Here is a 23,212-nt window from a genome sequence, read left to right on the forward strand (position 1 = left end):
CAACACCCCCCGGGGCCACCCCCTTTAAATCCCCAACCACCTCCCGGGCCGCAACACGTTTTTCCGCCCCCCTATTTACCCGGTTGGGGGGGGGGGGGGGGGGGGGCCCCCCCCCGGGCGGGGGGGCCCCCCGCGGCACCGATTCCGTTTCCGCCGGGACGAGATGACGTTCATGAACCAGGATTCTCTTTCCTGTTATGCCCTGTCCAATGGGCTGCGGGTTGTTCTGGACCACCGCCCGCTCATTCCGCTTACGGCTGTGAGCGTGCACTACGGGGTCGGATTCCGGTCCGAACCGGAAGGCCGCGGCGGATTTGCCCATCTCTTCGAGCATCTGATGTTCCAGGGCAGCGCGAATGTGAAGCGCTCGGAACATATCCGTGTCGTACAGAGTTCGGGTGGGACGGCAAATGCCTCCACCCGGCAGGATTACACCGAGTACTACCAGATCGCCCCGGCGGCAGCCCTGGAGCGGCTGCTGTTCCTCGAAGCGGATCGCATGCGCGGCCTCCGGCTCACCGAGGAAGCACTCACCACACAGACGTCCGTGGTCAAGGAAGAGATCAAGCTCAACGTGCACGACCGTGCCTACGGCGGCTTCCCGTGGACGACACTGCCGGCGGCCCTGTTCCGGAAGTACTCCAACTCCCACAACGGATACGGCGAGTTCAGCGAACTCGATCGCGCCACACCGGACGACTGCGCGGAGTTCTTCGACGCCTACTACGCGCCGTCCAACGCGGTGCTCACCGTCGTCGGCGACATCGGCGTCGATCTCGGCGCCGGGCGTACGGGCGACCTGATAGCGCGCCACTTCGGCGGCATACCGGCCCGGCGGACCGCCGCGCCGCAGGATTTGAGCGAACCTCCTCCGGCGGAGGTGCTGCGCCATGAGCGGACGGATCGGCACGCTCCCTTTCCCGCCACCGCGCTCGGCTACCGGCTGCCCGACCCCGCTGTCGCCCGTCACGACTATCTGGCCTGTGTCGTACTGGCCCAACTGCTGGCCGGCGACGGCCCGGGAGGTCTGATGGACCGGGCCAGGAGCACAGAACTCGGCGTCACCTCCGCCTCCGCCCAAGCCGGATTCTTCGGGCCGTTCGACGCCAGGGACCCGGACACGTTCGTCATCACCGCCCGGCACACCGCCCCCGACCACGAGGGCTTCCGCCGACTGGCCGCCGAGGCGTTGGCGCAGACGGCCGCGGGCGACACGCCGCTGCCCACGTTCGACCGTACGGTCAACGGACTGGCGGCACGCTGGCGCCGTACCCACGACCATGTGCTCGCCCGCACCAGAGCACTCGGCGCGTTCAGCCTGCTGCACGACGACCCCGCGCTCGTGGACACGGTCCCCGAGCTGCTGACGGCGCTGGAGCCGGCCGCTGTCAGGACCGCGGCCGCGGTCCTGAGCGAGAGCCCCCCGGCCATGCTCGTGCTGCGCACCGCGGGGGAGCCGATGCCGGTATGACGCCCACACGCGACGACCGCGCCTCCGGGCCTCGCACACCACTGCCGCCGCTCGGCCCGCCCGACGCCTTCTCCTTCCCCCACCCTGTCGAGCGGCGTCTGGAGACCGGGCTCCGGGTGGTCGCCGTGCCCAGTCCCGGCGCCTCCGTGGTGGAAGTGCGTGTCCAGATCCCCTGGGTGGCGTCCGGGCCGGAGGACACCGCCCTGGCCGAACTCCTGGCCGCCACCGCCTTCGTGGGTACGACACGGCTCGGGGACCGCGAGGTCGTCTGGGACACCGCGCTCGACACCGGTCGGTTCCAGACCCGGCGGACCTCGGAGTGGGTGATCCTCGCCGGTCACTGCGGAGCCTCCGAGCTGCCCCTCCTCCTGGATCTGCTCGCAGGGCGGCTGCGGCACCCGTTCTACCCGGACGACCGGGTACGACAGGAGAGCCTGCGGATCGGACAAGCGGCCACCATCCTGCGCACCCAGCCGCGCCGTACCGTTCTGCGGGAGCTGAACCGCATCCGGTACGGACCGCACGGGTGTTTCGACGAGCTGCCGCACGTCGACACCATCGCGCGGCTCACGGCCCAGGACGTGGCCGAGGCCCACCGGCGGTTCCTCGTTCCCGGGCACGCCGACCTGCTGATCGTGGGCGGCATCGAGGCCGAGGCCGCCGCTGCCATGGCCCGGACCGCCTTCGCCGGCTGGCAGGACGCGGCTTCCACGACCCGTACGGACCCGGGCTCCGGTCCGCACGGTGTCCCGGCGGCCTCGGAGGCTGCCGGGACCGAGGGCGCGAAGTGTCTCATCGCCCGTCCCGGGGCCGCGCAGTCGCATCTGGCGCTCTCTCTGCCGGCACGCGCCTTCGAGGACTCCCGCTATCCGGCGCAGGCCGTGGCGAACGCGGTGTTCGCCGGCTACTTCTCCTCCCGGCTGGTGTCGAACATCAGGGAGGACAAGGGGTTCACCTACCACGTCAATTCCCGCTTCGACCGCACCCTCGGCAAGGTGTCGATCGTGGTCGAAGCCACCTGCGCCACCACCGTCACGGAACGGACGGTCGAGGAGATCCTGGCCGAGACCCTGCGTATGGTCACCGACCCGCCGTCCGTGCGGGAGATCGAGGACGCGCGGCGTTTCCTGTCCGGGTCGCTCCTGATGGCCGCGGCGTCCCCGCCGGACCTGGCCAACCTCATCTCCACACTGGGCTGTTGGGGCATCGGACTCGACTGGATCGAGCGCTATCCGCACCAGTTGCTGGACGTCACCGTGGCCGACGTCGCACACGTCTCCCGGGAGGTCTTCGGATCCGCGACCTCGGCTCCCGGGGTCGTCGTCGGCGACGCCGAAGCCCTGTCGAAGCCTCTGGAGCGCTTCGGTTATCCGCCCGCCAATTCACCCGCCGGAACAACGGGAGCACACCAGTGACCACCAGCTCAGCCAGTGACGCACGGGTGACCGTACCGCCGTTCGGCGCCGGGAGACTGCTGCTCGTCGGCACCGGAGCGGTACACGTCGCCCTCCTGCCGACGTGGGTCAACTGGCTGCGCACGTCCTATCCCTCGCTCGACGTACGGACCGTTGTCACTCGCGGCGCCGAGCGTTTCGTGTCCCGTACGGCTCTCGGCGTCATAGGCGGCAGCGAAGTGGCGCTCGATGTGTGGCCGGACGGTCCGGTGACGGGTGCGCCACACGTGGAACTCGCCGAGTGGGCCGACGCGGTGGCGGTGTATCCGGCCACCATGAACTTCATCAGCCGCTTCGCGCTGGGTATCACGGACACGCCCGTACTGCTCGCGCTCCAGTGCACGAAGGCGCCCGTCGCGGTCAGCCCCGCCCTGCCTCCCGGTGCCCAGGACAACGACGTACTGAAGGCGCACCTGGCGGCGCTCGCGGCCAGGCGGAACGTCACGGTGGTGCCGACCGTGCCGGGCCGCTCCGTCACCAGTGGGCAGGCGGACGGCGGCTCACCGCCCCCGTTGCCCGTAGCGCTGGAACATCTGGAACGGCTCCGGACGAGCCAGAAGGACACACGCACGTGAGCGAGCACGACCCCGCGGCCCAGGGGGAGCGGCAGGACCGCACGTACGAAACCCGGCAGATGCGCACCCGCATCACCCCGCTGGTGGACGGCCGGTTCCGGTGGACCAGACAGCGGCTCGCCGGGGGCCTGGACACACCCCCGGGGCAGGTGACAGCAGGCGCCGGGACCAGCCCGTACGTGCTGCTGGGCACCCGGAGCGCGGACACCGTCACGTACCTCGTTCCGGGGGGCCGGACACTGGCCGAGATCGTCTGGCCGCCCGACCGGTTCAACGGTTCGTCGGAACTCGCCACGTCCGCCCTGCGGTCCACCGGCCGTGCGCTGCGCGATCTCGCGGCCTGCCCCGCCCCGTTCCCCGGTACCCCGGCACCGCCACCCGCGCTGACCCGTCTCACCCGCTGGCTGGACGGGGAGGGAACGGAGGAGGGCGCAGTCCGGCTGCACAAGCTGTGCCGGTCCGGGCTCGGGGCAATCCGGATGCGGGTCCTGAGGGACTGGTGCCGGGCTCCGGCCGGCCACCGGGAGCGGCAGGTGCTCCTGCACGGGGAGCCCTCACTCGGCCTGATCGTGCCCGTACCGGACGAGCCTCACGCGGTACTCCTGACGGGCGAGACCCTCTCCCAGGGGCCGCCCGAGTTCGACGTGGGCTGGCTGCTCGGTGAACTGGCCGAGATGGCGGACGTGGCGCGCCGTCACGCGCTGACCGACGGCCAAGGCCGGCCGCCCCGGTTCGACGCCATGGCGACAGCCCTGATGGCGCAGCGCGGCCCCCTGCCCGACCTCGCACTTCTGCGCAGGGTCGCCACCCTCAGACGCCTCGCTCATGTGGTCGACTTCGCCACCTATGTGGGCTGGAACCCTGGAGTGGAGGCCTACGTCGAGGCGTTGGCAGGGCTGGTGGACGGCGACGGCAGGCCCGCGCTGACCGCGATACTGGGCGACGGGAGCGGAAGCGCCGCGGACGGCTGAGCCGGGGGGAGCGCCGCCGTACGGCTGAGCGGGGGAGCACCGCCGTCCGGCACCGGAGGCGGGGCGCGGTCCGGTCAGATGCCCAACTCCTGGGCGAGGACAGCCGCTTGTACCCGGCTGCGCAGTTCCAGTTTGCCGAGCAGCCTGCTCACATGGGTCTTCACGGTCGCCTCGGCCATCTGGAGGCGTACCGCGATCTGGGCGTTCGACATCCCCTGGCCCAGGCAGGAGAACACCTCGCGTTCCCGTCGCGTGAGTGTGTCCAGCACCGACAGGTCGGGCGCGCCTTCGGGGCGTACGGGCTTCGCGGGGGACGCGAACTCGGCGATCAGGCGGCGGGTGACGGCCGGGGAGATCAGGCCCTCGCCGCGCGCCACCGTCCGTACCGCGTCGAGGAGGTCCGCGGCCTCGGCGTTCTTCAGGAGGAAGCCCGACGCCCCGGCGCGCAGCGCTCCGAAGACGTACTCGTCCAGATCGAAGGTCGTCAGCACCAGTACGTCCGCGAGCCCTTCCGCGACCACCCGCCGAGTGGCCGACACGCCGTCGAGCCGGGGCATCTGTACATCCATCAGGACCAGATCGGGGCGCAGTTCCCGGGCCAGGGCGACGGCCTCCTCGCCGTCGGCGGCTTCCCCGACGACCTCTATGTCCGGTGCGCTGCGCAGGATGAGGACCAGGCCGGCCCGTACGGCGGACTGGTCCTCGGCGACCAGGACCCGGATGGTCGCGTCGTCCTGATCCGAGCCTCCTTGCCCCGCGCGGTCCTGCTCCGGGCTATGGCGCTCCGCGCCGTCCCAGCTCGCGCGGTCCCGTTCCGTGCCGTTCCGGTCCACGCCGTCCCGGTCCGCGCCGCCTCGCCCAGCTCCGTCCCGCGTCATGCCGTCTTCCGCCCTTCCACGACGGGCAGTTCGGCCCGTACCCGCCAGATCTTGCCACCGTCACCCGCGGTGACAGGCCCCGCCTCGAACACGCCGTCCAGCAGCTCGACCCGCTCCCGCATCCCGACCAGACCGGCGCCGGAACCCGGTGCGCGCGGCCCCGGCCGGTCGCCGAACGGGCTGTCGACGCAGACCGTCAACGCCCTTGCCGAACAGTCCAGTTCGACCGTGACCGTACCGGGCGCCGCGTGCTTGAGGGCGTTGGTCAGGGACTCCTGGACGATGCGGTACGCGGCCAGTTCCACCGGCGCGGGAAGCCCCGGAGACGTACCACGCCGGTCGTCCAGGGTGATGTCGAGGCCGCTGGAGGCGCCGTTCGTACGGGCCTGATCCACGAGCGTGTCGAGCGCGCCGAGCGTCGGCGCGGCGGTCGGCTCCGTATCGTCCCCGGCGTCCCGCAGCAGCCCGATCAGCCGGCGCATCTCGGCGAGCCCCTCGACGCTGTTCTCCCGGATGACGGTGAGCGCGTCGCGGGTCGTGCGCTCGTCGTCCAGCGAGAGCGCGGCGGTCGAGTGGATGGCGATCGCCGAGAGATGGTTGGCGACCATGTCGTGCAGCTCCCGGGCCATCCGGGCGCGCTCGCTGGTCACCGCCTGGACCCGGTCCATCTCGGCGAGCAGCGTGGTCTGTTCGGCCCGCAGCCGGGCCGACTCGGCGGCGTCGCGGTGATTGCGTACGAGGACCCCGGTGGTGGCCGGGACAAAGCTGACCAGGCCGGTGGCCACGCCGATCAGCAGCGCGTCCGGCTGCTGGAACCAGGCGACGAAACCGGCCGTCACCCCGACCGTGATCAGCGCCGTGGTCCAGGGGATACGACGGGCGGCGGCCGGGGTCCCGTACAGCACGGCCGCGTACATGACGTCCGTGAACATCAGCACCGTCGCCAGGCTGCCCGAGGTGAACTGGTCGGCGATCAGGACGAGCGTCGCGACGACGAGGGCGAACTGGGGTGCGGTCCTGCGCAGCAGCTCCAGTCCGGCCATGACGGTCATCGGCAGCAGCACCCACGCCCCGGCCAGCAGCCGGTCTCCCTGGGTGTGCAGGCCGACGGTCCACAGGCTGAGGCCGCCGAGCAGTCCGGCGAGGGCGATCAGGGCGTCGTCGCGGTGCGGGCGGAGAGACCGGGACGGCCGGAGAGCCCGGGACGGCCGTGGATACCGGAGAGAAGCGATCACTCGTCCATCAAACACGTACCGCCGCGCACGGTCCTCCCCACGCCGGGGGAGAGGCCGGTACATCGAAGGATGCAGTCACGGTTCGTCACTCGCGACGACGTGACACGGCGAGACGGACGGGAGGCTGGAGACAACGGAAGGAGAGTGCGGTGATCGTCACGCTGATCATCATCTGCGAGGTGGGGTTCTGGGTACTGCTGGCCGCCGGGCTGGCGCTGCGCTACCTGGCGAAGAAGCCGCGCCTCGGTGCGGCGGTGCTGCTGCTGGAGCCGCTGCTGGAGGTCGTCCTGCTGGTCGTCACGACCATCGACCTCAAGAACGGCGCGGAGCCGGACTGGAAACACGGCCTGGCCGTGATCTATATCGGTTTCACGGTCGGTTACGGCCACTACACGATCAAGCGGATCGACGCCCGGGTAGCCCACCGCTTCGCGGGCGGCCCGCCCCCGGTCAAGCCGCCGCGCTACGGCATGGCCCGCGCCCGGTACGAGGGCAAACTGTGGCTGCGTACGGTCGTGGCCGCCGCGGTCGCGGCCACCCTGCTCCAGCTCGCGATCTGGTACGTGGGCGACGCGAGTGGTACGGAGTCGCTGACCGGCTGGCAGTTCACCGCGCTGCGGGCCGCCGGGATCCACGGGGTGATCGCCCTGACGTACCTGCTCTGGCCGAAGAAGGCACCGCCGGAATCCGGACCGACCCGAGTGGAACCGACCCGGGTGGAGCGGCCGCCGTCGGTCACGAAGCGCTGAGCGGCGCGCGATGGTGGGGCTGGTGGGCCCGGCAAACCCCGCCCGGCCGGTCCATTCCCGGGAGGCGCGTACGTCGTCAGCGGGCTCCCGCTGTGGGGGCGAAGGGGCCGTCCAGGACTGCCCATTGCAGGAGCAGCATGGTCTTGCCATCGGTGATGCGTCCGTCGCGGGTCATGGCGAGGGCCTCGGTGAAGGGCAGTTCGAGGACCTCGATGTCCTCGCCGTCTTCCTCGAGCCCGCCGCCGGGCCCGGTCCGGTCGGCCGGGGTATAGGGGGCAGCGAAGAAGTGGAGGCGTTCGGTGACGGAGCCGGGGCTCATGTAGGCGTCGAAGACGTGGGTGAGCGGGCCGAGGGCGACGCCGAGTTCTTCGGCGCTCTCGCGTCGGACGGCGGTGGCCGGGTCGTCCGCGTCGAGCAGCCCTGCGGCGGCTTCGATGAGCATGCCGTCGGGGTGGTCGTTGGCGTAGGCCGGGTAACGGAACTGGCGGGTGAGCAGGACGAGGCCGCGTGCGGTGTCGTAGGGCAGTACGACGGCGCCGTTGCCGCGGTCGTAGGTCTCGCGTGCTTGGGTTTCCCAGCGCCCGTCGCGGCGGCGGTAGTCGAAGGTGGTGCGCCGCAGGACGTGCCAGCCCCGGGAGGTGAGCTCGACGTCGCGGATCACGACGCCAGGGTTGCGGTCCAGGCCGCGTCCGGCTTGGTCGAGGCCGGTGCGGCCGCGGTGGTCGGGGGTGTCGATGCCGGGGCGGGCGTTCACACGGTCTCCTGCGGGGTGCGGCGCGCGATCGCGGCCGCGTAGCCGGCGGTGAAGACCGGCCATGCGGCGGCTTCGAGGCGGGCGAAGTCGGCGGCCATGGCCTGCGGGGCGCCGTCGGTGCCGGACCGGTACGGGCCGGCCATCAGGATGAGCATGGGCTTGTCGGTCATGGGGCGCTACGGTACATGCAGAAACGTGCAAGAACAGGAGAGAGTGTGCATGCTGGCTGCTGAACGACGCGACCACCTGATCGGTCTGCTCGCTCGCGCGGGCAAGATCGTTGCCAAGGATGTCGCCGCCGAGCTGGGGATCTCCGAAGACAGCGTGCGGCGCGACCTGCGCGATCTCGCCGCCGAGGGACTGTGCCAGCGGGTCTACGGCGGCGCGCTGCCCGTTTCGCCGGCGGTGGCCGACTACGCCGCCCGGCACAGTGTGGCCCCCGACGGCAAACAGAAAGTCGCCGCAGTGGCTGCCGCTCTGGTGCGACCGGGCGGCGCGCTGATCCTCGACGGCGGCACCACCGCTCTCGCCGTCGCCCGCGCGCTCCCGCAGGATCTCGCCTGCACCGTGATCACCCACAGCCCGACGATCGCCGCAGCCCTCCTCGACCACACGCGGGCGGAGCTCTTCCTGCTGGGCGGCCGGGTCTTCAAGCACTCGGCGGTCACCTGTGGTGTCGCCGCGGTCGAGGCGGCACAGAACGTCTCCGCCGACCTCTGTCTGCTCGGTGTCACCGGGGTGCACCCAGAGGCGGGACTGACCACCGGAGACGCAGAGGAGGCCGCGATGAAGCGCATCTTGTCCGCGAGGGCCGCGGACACCTACATCCTCGCCTCCTCCGAGAAGATCGGTACGGCTTCACGGTTCCGCGTCCTGCCCTGGGAGAAGGTCAGCGGACTGATCACCGACGCGGACCCCGACGACGCCGTCGTCAAGCAACTCAAGGCGCTCGGCGTGGAGGTCGTGGCAGCCAATTGACGGCTGCCGGCCGAACACCGCGTCGCCCCTCCGGCAGCGGGTTCCCCGAGCCCTGAGCCGAGCGCGGAGGCCCGGCCGGACGCGTCAGCGCTCGCCGCCCGGGACCCAGAGCACGTCCCCGACCTCCTTGTTCGCCGTACGGGCCAGAATGAACAGCAGGTCGGAGAGGCGGTTCAGATACGTCGCCGTCAGCTCGTTCATCACCGCGCCGTGCACCTCGAACGCCGCCCAGGTCGAGCGCTCCGCGCGCCGTACGACCGTGCAGGCCTGGTGCAGGAGCGCCGCGCCGGGGGTGCCGCCCGGGAGGATGAAGCTGCGGAGCTTGTCCAGGTCCGCCAGGAAGTGGTCGCAGTCCGCCTCCAGCTTGTCGATGTACGACTGCTCGACACGCAGCGGCGGGAACTCGGGCTTCTCCACCACCGGTGTGGACAGGTCCGCGCCCACGTCGAAGAGATCGTTCTGGACGCGGACGAGGACCTTCACGACGTCCTCGGCCAGCTGTCCCAGGGCGATCGCCGTGCCGATGGCGGCGTTGGCCTCGTTGGCGTCGGCGTACGCGGCGATCCGCAGATCGGTCTTCGCGGTACGGCTCATGTCGCCGAGCGCCGTCGTGCCCTTGTCGCCGGTGCGGGTGTAGATACGCGTCAGTTTGACCATGTGGCCAGCCTAGGGTCTTTCGTTTGGATCAGGCCGGACCAGGGAGTGGCGAGAACGTGCTCAAGTACGCGGTGCGCGGCGCCTGATGGGCCGCCGGGGCGCTCCTGGCGAACCGCTGAGGCGCCCTTGTCGGCCCGCTGAGGCCCCCTTGACAGATGGCCGGAGTGTCGTCGATGTGCCGCTCGCGTGCCACTGACGGGTCGTTCCGGTGTGATGTCCGTCATGTGAGACGTGACGCGCCTCTCTTCACCGTTACATCGCCCGCCCTCGGCCGCTAATCTCCGGCAGAGAGGGCAGAAGTGAACAGACGTTAAGTCGACGACCGTTGAAGAACCAAAAGAATCATGGGGTGTGCAGTGGCCGGGAAGCTTGCCGTCATTGGGGCCGGACTCATGGGGTCCGGCATCGCGCAGGTCGCGGCCCAGGCGGGCTGGGACGTGGTGCTGCGTGATGTCACCGATGCGGCCCTGGCCCGGGGGAAGGCCGGAATCAGAGCCTCGTACGGCAAGTTCGTCGCCAAGGGCAAGCTGGAGGAGGCCGACGCCGACGCTGCCCTCGCCCGGATCACCATGACCACCGATCTGGACGCCGTCGCGGACGCGGACATCGTCGTCGAGGCCATCTTCGAACAGCTCGACGCCAAGCACGAGATCTTCCGTGCGCTCGACAAGCTCGTACGGGACGAGGCCGTCCTCGCCTCCAACACCTCGGCCATCCCGATCACCAAGATCGCGGCGGTGACCGGCCGTCCGGAGCGCGTCGTCGGTACGCACTTCTTCTCGCCGGTGCCGATGATGGGGCTCTGCGAGCTGGTGCGCGGCTACAAGACGAGCGATGAAACCCTTGCCACCGCACGGGAGTTCGCCGAGTCCGTCGGCAAGACCTGCATTGTCGTGAACCGCGATGTGGCAGGATTTGTGACCACGCGGCTGATCTCCGCGCTCGTCGTCGAGGCCGCCAAGCTCTATGAGTCGGGCGTCGCGTCGGCGGAGGACATCGACACCGCCTGCAAATTGGGGTTCGGTCACGCGATGGGCCCGCTCGCCACCGCCGACCTGACCGGTGTCGACATCCTTCTCCATGCGACCGGCAACATCTACGCCGAGTCCCAGGACGAGAAGTTCGCGCCGCCGGAGCTGATGCGCCGGATGGTGGACGCCGGTGACATCGGCCGTAAGAGCGGGCAGGGGTTCTACAAGCACTGAGCCGCTTCGGCCCGGCCGGTATCACCCCTCCGGGTGAATTCGGTATCGGTTCGCTCACGGACGGCAACTTCTTCGGCCGCGCGGCAGTCAGTAGTTGAAGGACAGAACAGACTACGGAGCACAGAAGCACTCTCGGGGAGCATATATGCACATCAGGGGCGACCACGCCGAGCTGGTCGTCGGGGGCCGCCTCGACGTACGCAGCGCGGCGGACGCCCGTACGGTCCTGCACTCGGCCGTCGACGACGGAGCCGGCGATCTGGTGCTCGACCTGACCGAACTGGACTCCTGGGACGCCACGGGACTCGGCGTCATCATGGGAGCCCACCGACGCGCGGGGCGGTGTGGCCGGAGGCTTGTGCTGCGCGGCGTTCCGCCGCAGATGCAACGGTTGCTGGTGGCCACCAGGTTGCACCGCATCCTCGCCATCGAGGGCGGAATCGCCGCAGAATCGCTCCCTCGGGTCTGACCAGGCACTCCGCTCCGGCCAGGCACTTCGCACAATCCTCATGAGACCGTGATGTTCCGGACGGCGTGGCACCCCGGCTCTTCGTAGATACTGGGCGGAGGTCTAGGGTTCGGCGGTGTCCGCAGATCGTACGGACCACAGAGCAGGCACCGGACCGGAAGCGACAGATGGGCGTGCGAGGCCGGGGGGCAATGGCACGCCACGATCTGGGGGGCTTTTCATCATGGACCCGACAAGCCGGGGACCTGAAGAGTACGGCTACGGCGACGAGCGTCGTGACGGCGAACGGTACGACGTCGAGTGGTACGTGAGTGAAGGCCACGCGCGCGACGACCTCCGGCCCGCACGCCCCGACAGTGAACGCCCCGACAGTGAACGCCCCGACAGTGAACGCCCCGACAGTGAACGCTCTGACGGCGAACGCCTCGGCGGGAGTGCGGATTCACCGCACGCGGACTCCCGACACGCGAACTCACAGCACACGAACTCACAGCACGCGGCGGACCCGGAGCGTCCGCCGCGCGTTGTGATCGTCCCCGGCGTCACCCCCACCACGCTCCCCGCGAACACGGCCCCCATCACCCCCGCCCTGGCCCACATCAAGGGCGCGGGCGCCCCCACGCCTCCCCCCGCCCGCACGCTCCAGCTCGTCTCGGGCGACTTCCTGCTGACCGTCAACCCCGTCGACGGCAGCGAGATCGAACTCTGCCCGCCCGGCAGACGGCCCCCCGTCCCCGCGCGGCGCACCGCCGAGGAGCGCACCGACCTCCAGCGCGCGGGCCGACCGCCCGTACCGGCCGGGCCCGCCGCACCGGCCCTCCCGCTGCTGGAGCGCCAACAGGAACGCGAGCGGCTCACCGGACTGCTGGGACGCGGACGCTCCGTACTCCTCACCGGAGCCCCCGGTTCCGGACGCACCTCGCTGTTCGACGCCGTCGCGGCGGACTGCGCGAACCTCGCGCCCGACGGAGTCGTACGCCTCTCCGGGCACCACCGCACCACCACCGAGCTGCTGTACGAGCTGTACGCGGCCGTCCACCGCTCTCCGCTGCGCCGGCCCGACCGCGCGACGCTGCTCGAACTGGTCCGTGACATCGGCGCGGTCGTCTTCCTCGACGACCTGGAGCTGGGCGGGCAGGCGCTGGACGAACTGCTGGCCGCCACCCCCGAATGCGCCTACCTGCTCGCGGTGACCCCCGACGCCGACGTGACCTCCGAGGAGACGAGCCTCGAAGAGGTCGTCCTGCGCGGACTGGGCCGTGGCGCCTCGCTGGAACTCCTGGAGCGCGCCGTGGAACGGCCGCTCACCGACGAGGAGGCGAACTGGGCGGGGGACCTCTGGTTCGAGTCCGAGGGGCTGCCGCTGCGCTTCGTCCAGGCGGGGGCGCTGCTGCGCCAGCGCGACCGGCTGCGCGCGGGCTCCGAGGTCTCCGACGAGTTCGAGCCCTTCGAACGGGCCGTGGGCGAGGCCGCGTTCACCACGCGCGACGGATACGACATCCCGCTGCCCAGCCTCGGCGAGGGCGCGGCCCCGGCGGCGCTGCTCGCCTCCCGGCTGAGCGAGGCCGCCCGCGCCACCCTGCGCTTCGCGGTCGCGCTCGGCGGTGAGGTCCCGCACCAGGCGCATCTGCCGGCCCTGGTGGGTGACACGCACGCGGACGCCGCGCTCGGCGAGCTGACCAGCTCCGGTCTGCTCACCCCGGTCGGCCCGCGCTACCGGCTCGCCCCGGGAGTCGCGGCCCAGTTGGAGGCGCACGGATACGCCGACGACGCCGTGGCCCACGCGCACACCGCCGCCCAGCACTACGCCTGGTGGGCCGGGCACCCCTCGGTCACGCCCGAGCGCGCCTCCGCCGAGGCGGACGCCATCCTCGCCTCGATGGGCCCGCTGCTGCCCGGCCGGGAATCGGGTCACCCGAGTGCCGCCGTACTGCTGGCCCGCAGCGCCGCGCCCGCCTTCCTCGCGGGCCTGCACTGGGGCGCCTGGGAACGGGCCCTGCGGTCCGGCTCCGAGGCCGCCAGGCTGGCCGGAGAGGTGGCCGAAGAGGCGTACTTCCACCACGAGTTGGGCGTGCTCGCGCTCTGCGTCGGAAACCTGGACCGGGCCCGCGCCGAGCTGGAGGCGTCGATCGGCATGCGCGGCGCGGTCGCCGACAAGAGCGGTACGGTCGCGGGCCGCAGGGCACTGGCGCTGGTCACGGACCGCGAGAACGCGCTGTCCGGCCGATCGGCTTCCCCGGGCACCGCCGTGGCTGTTGTCGCGGCAGCGGAGGCGACGACCGTACGGTACGAGGCGCGGGTTCAGCCCGCGTTGCCCGCGCCGGTCGCGCCGCTCGCGTTGCCAGGGCCGTCCCACGCCGGTTCCGGTGCGGGTCCCGTCCTGAACTCCCGCTCGGCCTCCGCCGAGAGCACCCCGCTGGTCACCCGGCACGACACCCCGGCGTCGTACCCCACCCGCGTCTCCGCGGCCGTGCCCGCGAAGCACGGCCGCCGGCCCGTCCTCGGTGGCGCTCGCCGCAACCTGGTCGCGGCCGGCGCGGGCGTGGCGCTCGCGGCCGTCCTCGGCACGGTGGTGACCCTGGGCACGACCTCCGGCACCGACAACGCGCCGGGCGACAAGATCCGTACGGAACAGTCCACGGACCCGGACGACGACACCCCCGGCCTGCCGGCCGAACAGCCCGTCGACGACTCGTCGTCGGCCCCCGGCGGCGGTCTGCCCGTACCGGGCACCTCCGACAGCCCCGGTCCGTCGGACAGCGCGAGCCCGTCGGACTCGGCGTCACCGTCGGGTACTCCGTCGGACAGCGCCTCGTCCCCGGAGGACCACTCCTCCGCGCCGAACAGCCCGTCGGACACTCCGTCGGACACCCCGACGAACCCGCCGTCGTCCTCCGACACCACCAGCCCGTCGGACACCCCGTCCTCACCCTCGTCGCCGACGGAGGAGCCGACGGCCGAACCGACGGATGAATCGGACCCGCCGCCGTCGTCCCCCAACACCTCGGCGAGCGACACGTCGCCGAGCGTGTCCACCGGCACCACCGGCACCAGTGGCAGCAGCGGCACCACCGGCGAGACAGGGTCGGACCCCGGGGCGGCGTAGCGGCAGTGGACGGCGACACCGGCGGAACGTGAAAACCGCCGGTGAAAACCGCCGGACCCGTGAAGAACCGCCGGACGGTGACTCCGTCCGGCGGTCGGTGGTGAGATCTGTCGGAACAGCCTGATCCCTCGAACAGCCGGATCTGCCGGACCGGCCGGGTCCGTCAGGTCAGCCGGGTCCGTCAGAACAGCCTGATCGTCAGAACAGCCGCAGCTTGTCGTCCTCGATGCCGCGCAGGCCGTTGTAGTCCAGCACCACACAGCCGATCCCGCGGTCCGTCGCCAGCACTCGCGCCTGCGGCTTGATCTCCTGCGCCGCGAACACGCCCTTCACCGGCGCCAGATGAGGGTCGCGGTTCAGCAGCTCCAGGTACCGCGTGAGCTGCTCCACGCCGTCGATCTCGCCGCGGCGCTTGATCTCCACGGCCACCGTCCCGCCGTCCGCGTCCCGGCACAGGATGTCCACCGGACCGATCGCCGTGGGGTACTCGCGGCGGATCAGGCTGTAACCCTCGCCAAGTGTCTCGATCCGGTCCGCCAGAAGCTCCTGGAGGTGTGCTTCCACGCCGTCCTTGATGAGGCCCGGATCGACGCCCAGTTCGTGCGAGGAATCGTGGAGGACTTCCTCCATCGTAATGATCAATTTCTCGCCCGCTTTGTTCACGACCGTCCAAACGCCGTCATCCTCATCCACGCCTTCCTTCAGCGTGCACGGCGGAGACATCCAGTTGAGCGGTTTGTACGCCCGGTCATCGGCGTGGATGGACACGCTGCCGTCGGCCTTGACCAGGATCAGACGGGGAGCGGAGGGCAGGTGGGCGGTGAGCCGGCCCGCGTAGTCCACGGAGCAGCGGGCAATGACGAGACGCATGGTCGGCACGCTACTCGACCTCCGGCTCCGCGCGCGATTCGCCCCGGAAGCCCCGTTCGTTATTGGCCGGTTGTGTTCCCATTCGCCTGGTGCGGTCCGGACAGCGCGCATAACGTGGAAGCAGGAGGTCGCCGGTCGTGCACGCTGCGTCGTCGTCGCCTCCTTCCCTGCCCGTAAGGCCCCACCCCCGGGGTCGCGAGAGGAGAACCCCATGTCGCTCGACGTCTCACCGGCACTGTTGGAACAGGCCGAGCGAGGCGAGGTTGACGAAGCGGCTTTCGTCGACTGCGTCCGGACCTCCCTGCCCTACGCATGGGAGATGATCAGTTCTCTGGTGGCACAGCTGAAGGTGGACGGTGGACAGTTCGCCGACAACCAGACGCCCCCGCCGGACGAGCAGGCACGCGGGCAACTGCTGCGTGCGCTCGCGAGTGATGCGATTCGCGGCGCGTTACAGCGCCACTTCGGAGTGCGTCTCGCATTCCAGAACTGCCACCGCGTGGCTGTGTTCCCCCTGGACTCCTCGGTCGATGAGAGGCTGGCCCGTTTCACCTCGGTAAGGGGCCAGTTGCTCAACCAGTCACCGCAACTTCGGGACTGCTGACGTATCTTGCTGCCGCTCCGCATCGCGAAGGCACCATGGGTGCCGGAGCGGCAGCCTAACGACACCGTACGGACGGTGAACGCGCCTACGGATGTCGGTCGATGGGGGTCAGCCGAGCAGGGGCAGGACCTCGGCTCCCAGGCGGCGTACGTTCTCCTCCGTCGCCGCCAGGTCCCCGGAGCCCTCGACGAGCAGAGCGAAGCGCGTGATGCCCGTGCGTTCGGCGGTGGCGGCGAGCCGGTCGGCGGCCAGCCGGGGCGTCCCCACCGGGTGCAGGCCGCACAGCAGTTCCGTATAGGCCACGGGGTCACGCATCGGCCGGATCCGGCCGTCGACCGTCACATGGGCACCGAGTCCCTGGCGCAGCCAGCCGGGCATGGTCTTGATGAGCGTCTCGGCCGCCTCGGACCGGCCGTCCGCGATCTGCGCCACTCCGGCCGACACATGCGCGGTGTCCGCGATCTCCGTGGCAGGGCGGCCAGCGGCGCGCGCGTACGTACGCCACAGGGCGACCATCTCCGCCTTCTCCTCGTCGCCGCAGTGCATCCCCAGCAGCATCGGCAGGCCGCGTTCGGCCGCCAGTTTGACGCTCTTCGGCGAGGTGCACGCGATGAGCGTCTCCGGCCCGTCCCCCACGCCGCCGTTCCTCACACCGCCGCCGTCCCTCACGCCGTAGTCGGCCGTCGCGTCGCTCCTCGCGTCGTCGGTACGCGCGTTGAAGAGCCTGTCGTACCCTCCGCCGTGCGGCCCGTCGTGCAGCTCGTCCGGGCGTGGTACGACGGGGACTTCGCGGAAGCTGAAACGTTCTCCCGAAGCCGACACGCGCGGTTCGCGCAGCCAGCGCATCAGCAGATCGAGCGATTCGGGGAAGTCCTGTTCGTAGGCGCGCAGTCCGGTGCCGAAGACCTCCAGATCGACCCACGGCCCGCCCCGGCCCACGCCGAGCGTGAACCGTCCGCCGGAGACGAGATGCAGGAGCGCCGCCTGCTCGCCGAGGGCCACCGGGTGGACATTGGGCAGCACGCTGACCGCCGTACCCACCCGGATCCGACGGGTCCGGCCGAGCAGCAGCCCGGCCAGGGTCACGGCCGACGGGCATACTCCGTACGGCACGAAGTGGTGCTCGGCCAGCCAGACCGAGTCGAGTCCGCACGCCTCGGCGAGATCGGTGGTACGCACCGCCCGGTGCAGCGCTTCTCCTTGTCCCTGACCAGGGAACTGGGCGGCCAGTACAAAAGCTCCAACACGCATCGCCTTCTGCCTCCTTGCGGCCGACGCGACTCCCCCTACCGGCAACAACGTCTGACACGTGCCAAAGGCACGGCCCGGTCGTGAAGTTCTTGCGATTGTCCGGTAAGTACCTTCTGTGCGTGTCGTTCCTCTGTGCCGCACAGGGCGTCTTCCTCCGAGCACGGGCCGTAGGCTGGAGGAGAACCGTGCTGTCTGTCCCGTGAGGTGTCCTGTGTCCCCGCGCCGCAACCGCCCCAAAGGTGGCGAGAAACCGATCGAGCGAGCAGGCGGCGACGCCGGCGACCGGTACGGCGGATTCCAGCGGTCGGAGACCTGGCAGGGCGAGGAGTGGTCGATCCGCCATGTCGCCGGGGCGAGCGCCGCCGGCAAACGGTACCGCTGCCCGGGGTGCGACCAGGAGATCCCGTCTGCCGTACCGCACGTGGTGGCCTGGCCCGAGTACGGCGGCGTGGACGACCGGCGCCACTGGCACCAGGCCTGCTGGAACGCGAAGGACCGCCGCACCACGCGGGTGCAGCGGTCCCGTAACGGGCCGAAGTACTGAACCGAGGAGACCCGCGCGGGCCTCCGCTCAGGCTCCGAAAGCGCCCGGCCGCTCACACATCGCGTTGGTTGAGAGCCACCAGGGCGCCCGCCAGCGCGGCCGCCGTCACACCGAGCATGATCCACAGCGGGTCCCAGCCGGTCGGTCCCCCGGGCACGATGCCCTCATCGCCGTAGAACACCACGAGCTGGTTCGGAATCGAGTACTGGAACATGTAGTCGCGCACCGAGACGAGCGACTCCGAAGCCATGAACATCGCCAGTACCAGCGGCGCCAGAACCACACCGATCATGACCGTGATCGCACCCGCGGAGTGCCGGATCATCGCGCCGACCGCCAGCGAGAGCAGTCCGAGCGTCGCCAGATAGAGCCCGACGCCGACCGTCGACTTCAGCCACTGGTCGCCCGAAGGGGAGGGCGCGTCCAGGATCGAGGTCTGGAGCGCGCCGACGATCGCCGTGGTCGCCGTCGTGATCGTGAAGACCAGCAGGAAGAAGACGACCGACTTGGCGGCCAGCACCCGGACCCGGCTGGGGCACGCGGTCAGGGTCGTACGGATCATGCCCGTGCTGTACTCCGAGGCGATGGTCATCACCCCCAGCGTGATCACACAGATCGAGCCGAGCAGCGTCCCGAAGAAGCCGAGGGTCAGTACGGAGTCCTCCGGCAGGTTGGGGTCCCCCGCGGCGATGACCAGCGCCACGAGCAGTCCGATGCCGAGCATCAGCGCGATCATCACGCCGAGGGTCCACATCGTGGAGCGTACGGAACGGAGTTTGGTCCACTCGGAGGCCAGGGCGTCGCCGAGATGGGCCGGCCGGATCGGGATCGGCGAGGTGTAACCGCCGGGCCCGCCCTGCCACTGCGGGGGCTGCTGGGCTCCCGCGTACGGCGCCTGCCGCGCCGGCGGCTGAGCCTGCGGGGACTGCTGGTACGGGGTCGTCATCGGCCGTCCTCGCTGCTGTCGCGCTTCGTCATGTCCGCGGCGGGAGCCGCCGCCGGGGGAGTGGGAGCCGCCTGCGGTACGGGACCGGCCGGAGGCACCGGAACCGCCTGCGGTACGGGACCGGCCGAGGGAGCCGGAGCCGCGTGCGGTACGGAACCGGCCGAGGGAGCCGGAGCCGCGTGCGGTACGGAACCGGCCGAGAGCGCCGGAGCCGCCGGGGCCACCGGGACTCCGCCCGCGTACGGGTTCACTCCGGGCGGCGGCGGGGCGTAGAAGCCCTGGTGCGGCACGTCCGGGACGACGGGCTGCTGGTATCCCTGCGGGCCGTGCGGGCCGGGACCGTACCCGTGCGGGCCGTAGCCGGGCTGCTGTGGCGGCTCGAAGCCGGCCAGTGCGTCGGCGGTGGAGCGGTAGTCCACGGCGCCCTGCGTCAGCCGCATGTACGCCTCCTCCAGCGAGGCCTGGTGCGGTGACAGTTCCCAGAGCCGTACGCCCGCCTCGTGCGCCAGATCGCTGATCCGGGGCAGTGGCAGGCCCGTGACCCGCAGGGCGCCGTCCGGCTCGGACAGCACCCGGCCGCCCGCCTCGGCGAGCGAGGACGTCAGCTTCTCCCGCTCGTGCGGTTCGGTCCCCGGGGTGCGCACCCGCGCGAAGTCCGCGGAGTTGGCCGAAATGAAGTCCTTGACACTCATGTCGGACAGCAGCTGCCCCCGCCCGATCACGATCAGATGGTCGGCGGTGACGGCCATCTCGCTCATCAGGTGCGAGGAGACGAAGACCGTACGGCCCTCGGCGGCCAGCTGCTTCATCAGATTGCGGACCCAGAGGATGCCTTCCGGGTCGAGGCCGTTGACCGGCTCGTCGAAGAGCAGCACCTTCGGGTCGCCGAGCAGTGCGGCCGCGATGCCGAGCCGCTGTCCCATCCCGAGCGAGAAGCCCTTGGAACGCTTCTTGGCGACGTCCTGGAGGCCGACGACTCCGAGTACCTCGTCGACCCGGGCGGCCGGGATGCCGGAGAGCTGGGCGAGCGAGAGCAGGTGATTGCGCGCGCTGCGGCCGCCGTGCACCGCCTTGGCGTCGAGCAGCGCGCCGACCTGGCGTGGTGCGTTCGGCAGCTGCCGGAAGGGATGTCCGCCGACCGTCACCCGGCCCGACGTCGGCCGGTCGAGGCCGAGGATCATGCGCATGGTCGTCGATTTGCCGGAACCGTTGGGGCCCAGGAACCCGGTGACGTGTCCCGGTCGTACCTGGAAGGAAAGGTTGTACACGGCCGTCTTGGCGCCGTAGCGCTTCGTCAGGCCGACTGCCTCGATCATTCTCCAGCCCCATCGACAGGTCAGATAGTCGGGGCAGTGGCCGTTCCGGGCCTAAGGCCCCCGTAAGAGTTAAGAGAATATCCACGGGTTGACGGTTCCAGCCAAGTCGCTCGGCGGGAGCGCCGCACAGGAATCGTGAGAACTCCGCCACGCGCCGGCCTGGTACCGACACATGCCATCCCGCCGCGGACACTCCCTGAGCACCCGCCGAGCCGGCCCTACGCGTCCCGCTTCTTCATCACGACGTATCCGCCCACCAGGGCCGCCACCACCCAGAGAACCATGATTCCCAGCCCGGTCCAAGGCCCGTAGGGCGCCGTGCCCGAGCCGACGGCGTCCGGGACGACTCGCATGATCTTGGAACCGGCCTGGTCGGGGAAGTACCGCGCGACGTCCTTGGCCACCGGGACCGCGGACAGGATCTGCGAGACCAGGAAGAAGAACGGCATCAGAATGCCGAGCGAGAGCATCGAGCTCCGCAGCATCGCCGCGACGCCCATCGAGAACAGGGCGATCAGCGCCATGTAGAGACCGCTGCCGACGACCGCGCGCAGCACATTCGGCTCGCCGATGTCCGTACCGTGGTCACCGAGCAGCGCCTGGCCGAGGAAGAAGGCCAGGAAACCGGTGACGAGCCCGACGACCAGCGCCAGCACCCCGGCCACCAGGATCTTGCTGAAGAGGAAGGTGCCGCGCTGCGGCACGGCGGCCAGCGAGTTGCGGATCATGCCCGAGCTGTATTCGGAGCCGACCACCAGCACCCCGAAGACCACCATCGCCAGCTGCCCGAGGACCATTCCGGAGAAGCTGGTGTACGTCGGGTCGAAGGTGAGCTGCTGAGCCGGTGACAGATCGCTGAACGTCGAGTTGAGCAGGGCCGAGAGCGCCGCTCCCAGGGCCACGGTCACGACCAGGGCGCTGATCAGCGTCCAGCTCGTGGAGGAGACCGTACGGATCTTGGTCCACTCCGACCGGACCACGGCCGGTATCGATGCCATGTCAGGCCCCCTCGTCCCGCCGGCTCCGCCGGTGGCCCCGCTCCGGCTGGTGCGGCGGTCCCCAGCGGGGGCCCGCGGGGCCCGCCGGACGTTCCCCGCCGGGAGCCGCGTGCGAGTGGTACTCGACCGACTCCGCCGTCATCCGCATGAACGCCTCCTCCAGCGAGGCGCGTTGGGAGCTCAGCTCGTGCAGCACGATCCGGTGGCGCGCGGCCAGCTCCCCGAGCTCCTCGGTCGCGGCCCCGTCGATCTCCAGTACCCCGCCGGCCGTCTCGGTCGCGGTGAAGCCCGCCGCGTGCAGGACGTCCTTCAACTGCTCCTGCTGCGGGGAGCGCAGCCGCGCGTAACTGCGGGAGTTCTCCCGGATGAAGTCGGCCATTGACGTGTTCGCCAGCAGTCTGCCCTGCCCGATCACGATCAAGTGATCGGCGGTCAGGGCCATTTCACTCATCAGATGGCTGGATACGAAGATCGTCCGGCCGTCCTGCGCGAGAGCCTTCATAAGATTGCGGATCCAGTGAATTCCCTCGGGGTCCAGACCATTCACCGGTTCGTCGAACATCAGGATCTCCGGATCGCCGAGCAGAGCCGATGCGATACCGAGCCGTTGGCCCATCCCGAGTGAGAAGCCCTTCGACTTCTTCTTCGCCACCGCGGTCAGTCCGACCATCTCCAGTACTTCGGAGACCCGGCTCGCCGGGATGCGATTGCTCTGGGCCAGACAGAGGAGATTGTTGTACGCGCTGCGGCCGCCATGCATGGCTTTGGCCTCCAGCAGCGCCCCGATGTACTTGAGAGGTTCCGCCAGCTCCCGGTAGTGCCTGCCGTCGATCCGGACCGAACCGCTGGTCGGGTTGTCCAGGTCGAGCATCATCCGCATCGTGGTCGACTTGCCCGCGCCGTTGGGGCCGAGGAAGCCCGTCACCACGCCGGGTCTCACCCGGAAGGAAAGATGATCGACCGCGACCGTGCGGCCGAAGCGTTTGGTGAGCCCCTCGACCTCGATCATGCGGCCAACGTAAAGCGGCAGAAAGCCCCCCGCCACCGGAGTGACGGGGGGCCTGCGGGATCGTTACGCAATCGAACTGACCGATCGCATTCGATCGAACGACTGAACCGGCTCAGCGGGAGCGTGGGCCCGGCGGAACCGTCGGCTCAGCGTGACTGTCGGCTCAGCGTGACTGTCGGCTCAGCGGGACTGCTGGGCCGGCACACCACGCGAGATCGGCTCCTCGTCGGCCGGGGAGCCGGCGGCGGCCACCGCGGCACCGGTCAGCGTGGCCAGCATCTCGCGGACGTTGGTCAGCTGCGCGTTGATCGAGTCGCGGCGGTTGGTGAGCGCCGCCAGCTCGCGCTCCGATTCGCTGCGGATCCGGTCGGCCTTGGCGTTCGCGTCGGCCACGATGTCCTCGGCCTGGCGCTGCGCCGTCTCGACGGTCTGACGGGCCCGGCGCTCCGCGTCGGTGCGCAGCTTCTCGGCCTCCAGACGCAGCTGCTCGGCGCGGTGCTCGATCTCCGCCAGGCGCTTCTCGGCCTTCGCCTGACGCGACGCCAGGTCGCGCTCCGACTGCTCACGCCGCTTGGCGAGGTTCGTCTCGAAGTCCGCGGCGGCCTGGGCGGCCTTGGCGCGGGTCTCCTCGAAGAGTGCGTCGGCCTCCTCGCGCTTGGACTGCGCGTCCTTCTGCGCTTCCGAACGGAGGGTCTGGGCGTCGCCCTTCGCCTTCTCGACGATACGGACGCCCTCGTCCTCGGCCTTCGCCTTGCGCTCCGAGGCGAACGACTCGGCGTCGTTGCGCACCTGCTGGGCCGCCGACTCGGCGAGCTCACGGTGCTGCTCGGACGCGCGGCGGGCCTCCTCGCGCAGGTCCTTGGCCTCCTCCTCGGCGAGGCGGAGGATCTTCTCGACGCGGGCGCCGAGACCGGCGTACGACGGCTCGGCGTCGTTCACCTGGGCCTGTGCGTTCTGCGTCTCGAGGTGGAGTTCCTCGATGCGCTTCTCGAGGGCGGTGATGCGGGCCAGGGCACTGTCACGGTCGGCGACGAGTTTGGTAATGCGGTCGTCCACCTGACCGCGGTCGTAACCACGCCGCACGAGCTCGAAGCCGAATGGGGAGGAAGTGTCGCTCATGGGGTTCCTGTCGAATGAGACCGGTGAGGTGATAGGGGGAATCCTAGGGGCCT

The 23,212-nt window shown here is 70.4% G+C and carries 22 protein-coding genes and 1 pseudogene; 11 read left to right on the top strand and 12 right to left on the bottom strand.

The genetic code is table 11. From position 1 onward, the window contains the following. Nucleotides 1–172 precede the first annotated feature (172 nt). Genes ACIQD6_RS04340 through ACIQD6_RS04355 form a run of 4 tightly spaced genes read left to right on the top strand, consistent with a single transcriptional unit; the run spans nt 173 to nt 4,471 of the window. Nucleotides 173–1,471 carry a M16 family metallopeptidase gene (locus tag ACIQD6_RS04340; RefSeq protein WP_401877793.1) on the top strand — a complete coding sequence of 433 codons (1,299 nt, stop codon included), beginning with the start codon at nt 173–175 and terminating at the stop codon, nt 1,469–1,471. Continuing rightward, entirely contained in the window at nt 1,468–2,886 is a 1,419-nt protein-coding gene (locus ACIQD6_RS04345) for a M16 family metallopeptidase (protein WP_401877795.1), read from the top strand. The genes ACIQD6_RS04340 and ACIQD6_RS04345 overlap by 4 nt, the downstream gene beginning before the upstream one ends. Further along, on the top strand, nt 2,883–3,500 hold the full coding sequence (locus ACIQD6_RS04350) for a flavoprotein (RefSeq protein ID WP_401877797.1): 618 nt from the start codon (nt 2,883–2,885) through the stop codon (nt 3,498–3,500). The genes ACIQD6_RS04345 and ACIQD6_RS04350 overlap by 4 nt, the downstream gene beginning before the upstream one ends. Further along, nucleotides 3,497–4,471 carry a hypothetical protein gene (locus ACIQD6_RS04355; protein WP_401877799.1) on the top strand — a complete coding sequence of 325 codons (975 nt, stop codon included), beginning with the start codon at nt 3,497–3,499 and terminating at the stop codon, nt 4,469–4,471. Before ACIQD6_RS04350 ends, ACIQD6_RS04355 begins: the two co-directional genes overlap by 4 nt. A 74-nt stretch (nt 4,472–4,545) precedes the next feature. Here ACIQD6_RS04355 and ACIQD6_RS04360 read toward each other — a convergent pair whose 3' ends face one another. Both ACIQD6_RS04360 and ACIQD6_RS04365 read right to left on the bottom strand, forming a co-directional pair. Continuing rightward, the gene (locus ACIQD6_RS04360; protein ID WP_401878143.1) at nt 4,546–5,193 is read right to left on the bottom strand and encodes a response regulator; all 648 of its coding nucleotides are present in this window, start codon (nt 5,191–5,193) and stop codon (nt 4,546–4,548) included. 152 nt (nt 5,194–5,345) lie between these two features. After that, on the bottom strand, nt 5,346–6,584 hold the full coding sequence (locus ACIQD6_RS04365; RefSeq protein WP_401877800.1) for a sensor histidine kinase: 1,239 nt from the start codon (nt 6,582–6,584) through the stop codon (nt 5,346–5,348). A gap of 149 nt (nt 6,585–6,733) precedes the next feature. On the opposite strand from ACIQD6_RS04365, the gene ACIQD6_RS04370 reads away from it, so the two are divergent. After that, complete coding sequence (locus ACIQD6_RS04370) at nt 6,734–7,333, top strand: hypothetical protein (protein ID WP_401877801.1); 600 nt, start codon at nt 6,734–6,736, stop codon at nt 7,331–7,333. Between the two features lie 76 nt (nt 7,334–7,409). On the opposite strand, the gene ACIQD6_RS04375 is transcribed toward ACIQD6_RS04370, so the two are convergent. Then, on the bottom strand, nt 7,410–8,087 hold the full coding sequence (locus ACIQD6_RS04375; protein ID WP_401877802.1) for an NUDIX domain-containing protein: 678 nt from the start codon (nt 8,085–8,087) through the stop codon (nt 7,410–7,412). Nucleotides 8,088–8,113: 26 nt separating this feature from the next. Next, nucleotides 8,114–8,257: pseudogene (locus ACIQD6_RS04380) on the bottom strand (DUF4406 domain-containing protein); the annotation flags it as partial. Nucleotides 8,258–8,306: 49 nt separating this feature from the next. Here ACIQD6_RS04380 and ACIQD6_RS04385 point away from each other — a divergent pair. After that, a complete protein-coding gene (locus ACIQD6_RS04385) occupies nt 8,307–9,065 on the top strand; it encodes a DeoR/GlpR family DNA-binding transcription regulator (protein ID WP_401877803.1) in 759 nt (252 codons plus the stop codon). A gap of 84 nt (nt 9,066–9,149) precedes the next feature. On the opposite strand, the gene ACIQD6_RS04390 is transcribed toward ACIQD6_RS04385, so the two are convergent. Beyond that, the gene (locus ACIQD6_RS04390; RefSeq protein WP_401877804.1) at nt 9,150–9,722 is read right to left on the bottom strand and encodes a cob(I)yrinic acid a,c-diamide adenosyltransferase; all 573 of its coding nucleotides are present in this window, start codon (nt 9,720–9,722) and stop codon (nt 9,150–9,152) included. 356 nt (nt 9,723–10,078) lie between these two features. On the opposite strand from ACIQD6_RS04390, the gene ACIQD6_RS04395 reads away from it, so the two are divergent. The 3 genes from ACIQD6_RS04395 (at nt 10,079) to ACIQD6_RS04405 (ending at nt 14,502) form a co-directional block, all read left to right on the top strand. After that, complete coding sequence (locus ACIQD6_RS04395) at nt 10,079–10,927, top strand: 3-hydroxyacyl-CoA dehydrogenase family protein (RefSeq protein WP_401877805.1); 849 nt, start codon at nt 10,079–10,081, stop codon at nt 10,925–10,927. A 145-nt stretch (nt 10,928–11,072) separates the two neighbouring features. Beyond that, nucleotides 11,073–11,396, top strand: coding sequence for an STAS domain-containing protein (locus tag ACIQD6_RS04400; RefSeq protein WP_066956508.1), 324 nt, complete (start codon nt 11,073–11,075; stop codon nt 11,394–11,396). Nucleotides 11,397–11,619: 223 nt separating this feature from the next. Continuing rightward, nucleotides 11,620–14,502 carry an ATP-binding protein gene (locus ACIQD6_RS04405; RefSeq protein ID WP_401877808.1) on the top strand — a complete coding sequence of 961 codons (2,883 nt, stop codon included), beginning with the start codon at nt 11,620–11,622 and terminating at the stop codon, nt 14,500–14,502. 198 nt (nt 14,503–14,700) lie between these two features. Here ACIQD6_RS04405 and nucS read toward each other — a convergent pair whose 3' ends face one another. Further along, on the bottom strand, nt 14,701–15,372 hold the full coding sequence (nucS, locus tag ACIQD6_RS04410) for an endonuclease NucS (protein WP_401877809.1): 672 nt from the start codon (nt 15,370–15,372) through the stop codon (nt 14,701–14,703). A 211-nt stretch (nt 15,373–15,583) separates the two neighbouring features. Here nucS and ACIQD6_RS04415 point away from each other — a divergent pair, with 211 nt between their 5' ends. Further along, nucleotides 15,584–15,976 (top strand): SCO5389 family protein, encoded by a 393-nt coding sequence (locus tag ACIQD6_RS04415; protein WP_401877811.1) that lies wholly within the window; start codon nt 15,584–15,586, stop codon nt 15,974–15,976. Nucleotides 15,977–16,084: 108 nt separating this feature from the next. Here the strand turns inward: ACIQD6_RS04415 and ACIQD6_RS04420 are convergent, their stop codons facing one another. Continuing rightward, nucleotides 16,085–17,227 (bottom strand): LLM class flavin-dependent oxidoreductase, encoded by a 1,143-nt coding sequence (locus tag ACIQD6_RS04420; protein WP_401877812.1) that lies wholly within the window; start codon nt 17,225–17,227, stop codon nt 16,085–16,087. 211 nt (nt 17,228–17,438) lie between these two features. Here ACIQD6_RS04420 and ACIQD6_RS04425 point away from each other — a divergent pair, with 211 nt between their 5' ends. Further along, a complete protein-coding gene (locus tag ACIQD6_RS04425; protein ID WP_401877814.1) occupies nt 17,439–17,771 on the top strand; it encodes an ATP/GTP-binding protein in 333 nt (110 codons plus the stop codon). A gap of 52 nt (nt 17,772–17,823) precedes the next feature. On the opposite strand, the gene ACIQD6_RS04430 is transcribed toward ACIQD6_RS04425, so the two are convergent. The 5 genes from ACIQD6_RS04430 to ACIQD6_RS04450 all read right to left on the bottom strand — a co-directional run bounded on the left by ACIQD6_RS04430 (nt 17,824) and on the right by ACIQD6_RS04450 (nt 23,159). Then, nucleotides 17,824–18,717 (bottom strand): ABC transporter permease, encoded by an 894-nt coding sequence (locus ACIQD6_RS04430; protein WP_401877815.1) that lies wholly within the window; start codon nt 18,715–18,717, stop codon nt 17,824–17,826. Continuing rightward, the gene (locus ACIQD6_RS04435; RefSeq protein WP_401877817.1) at nt 18,714–20,033 is read right to left on the bottom strand and encodes an ATP-binding cassette domain-containing protein; all 1,320 of its coding nucleotides are present in this window, start codon (nt 20,031–20,033) and stop codon (nt 18,714–18,716) included. The genes ACIQD6_RS04430 and ACIQD6_RS04435 overlap by 4 nt, the downstream gene beginning before the upstream one ends. Nucleotides 20,034–20,251: 218 nt before the next feature. Then, nucleotides 20,252–21,031 (bottom strand): ABC transporter permease subunit, encoded by a 780-nt coding sequence (locus ACIQD6_RS04440; RefSeq protein ID WP_401877819.1) that lies wholly within the window; start codon nt 21,029–21,031, stop codon nt 20,252–20,254. A gap of 1 nt (nt 21,032) precedes the next feature. Next, nucleotides 21,033–22,040, bottom strand: a complete 1,008-nt coding sequence (locus tag ACIQD6_RS04445) for an ABC transporter ATP-binding protein (RefSeq protein ID WP_401877820.1) — start codon at nt 22,038–22,040, stop codon at nt 21,033–21,035. Nucleotides 22,041–22,220: 180 nt separating this feature from the next. Continuing rightward, nucleotides 22,221–23,159 carry a cellulose-binding protein gene (locus ACIQD6_RS04450; RefSeq protein ID WP_401877822.1) on the bottom strand — a complete coding sequence of 313 codons (939 nt, stop codon included), beginning with the start codon at nt 23,157–23,159 and terminating at the stop codon, nt 22,221–22,223. Nucleotides 23,160–23,212: the final 53 nt, after the last annotated feature.

Origin of the sequence: Streptomyces sp. NPDC088400, from assembly GCF_044753355.1 — a bacterium.
Taxonomy (GTDB): Bacteria; Actinomycetota; Actinomycetes; order Streptomycetales; family Streptomycetaceae; genus Streptomyces.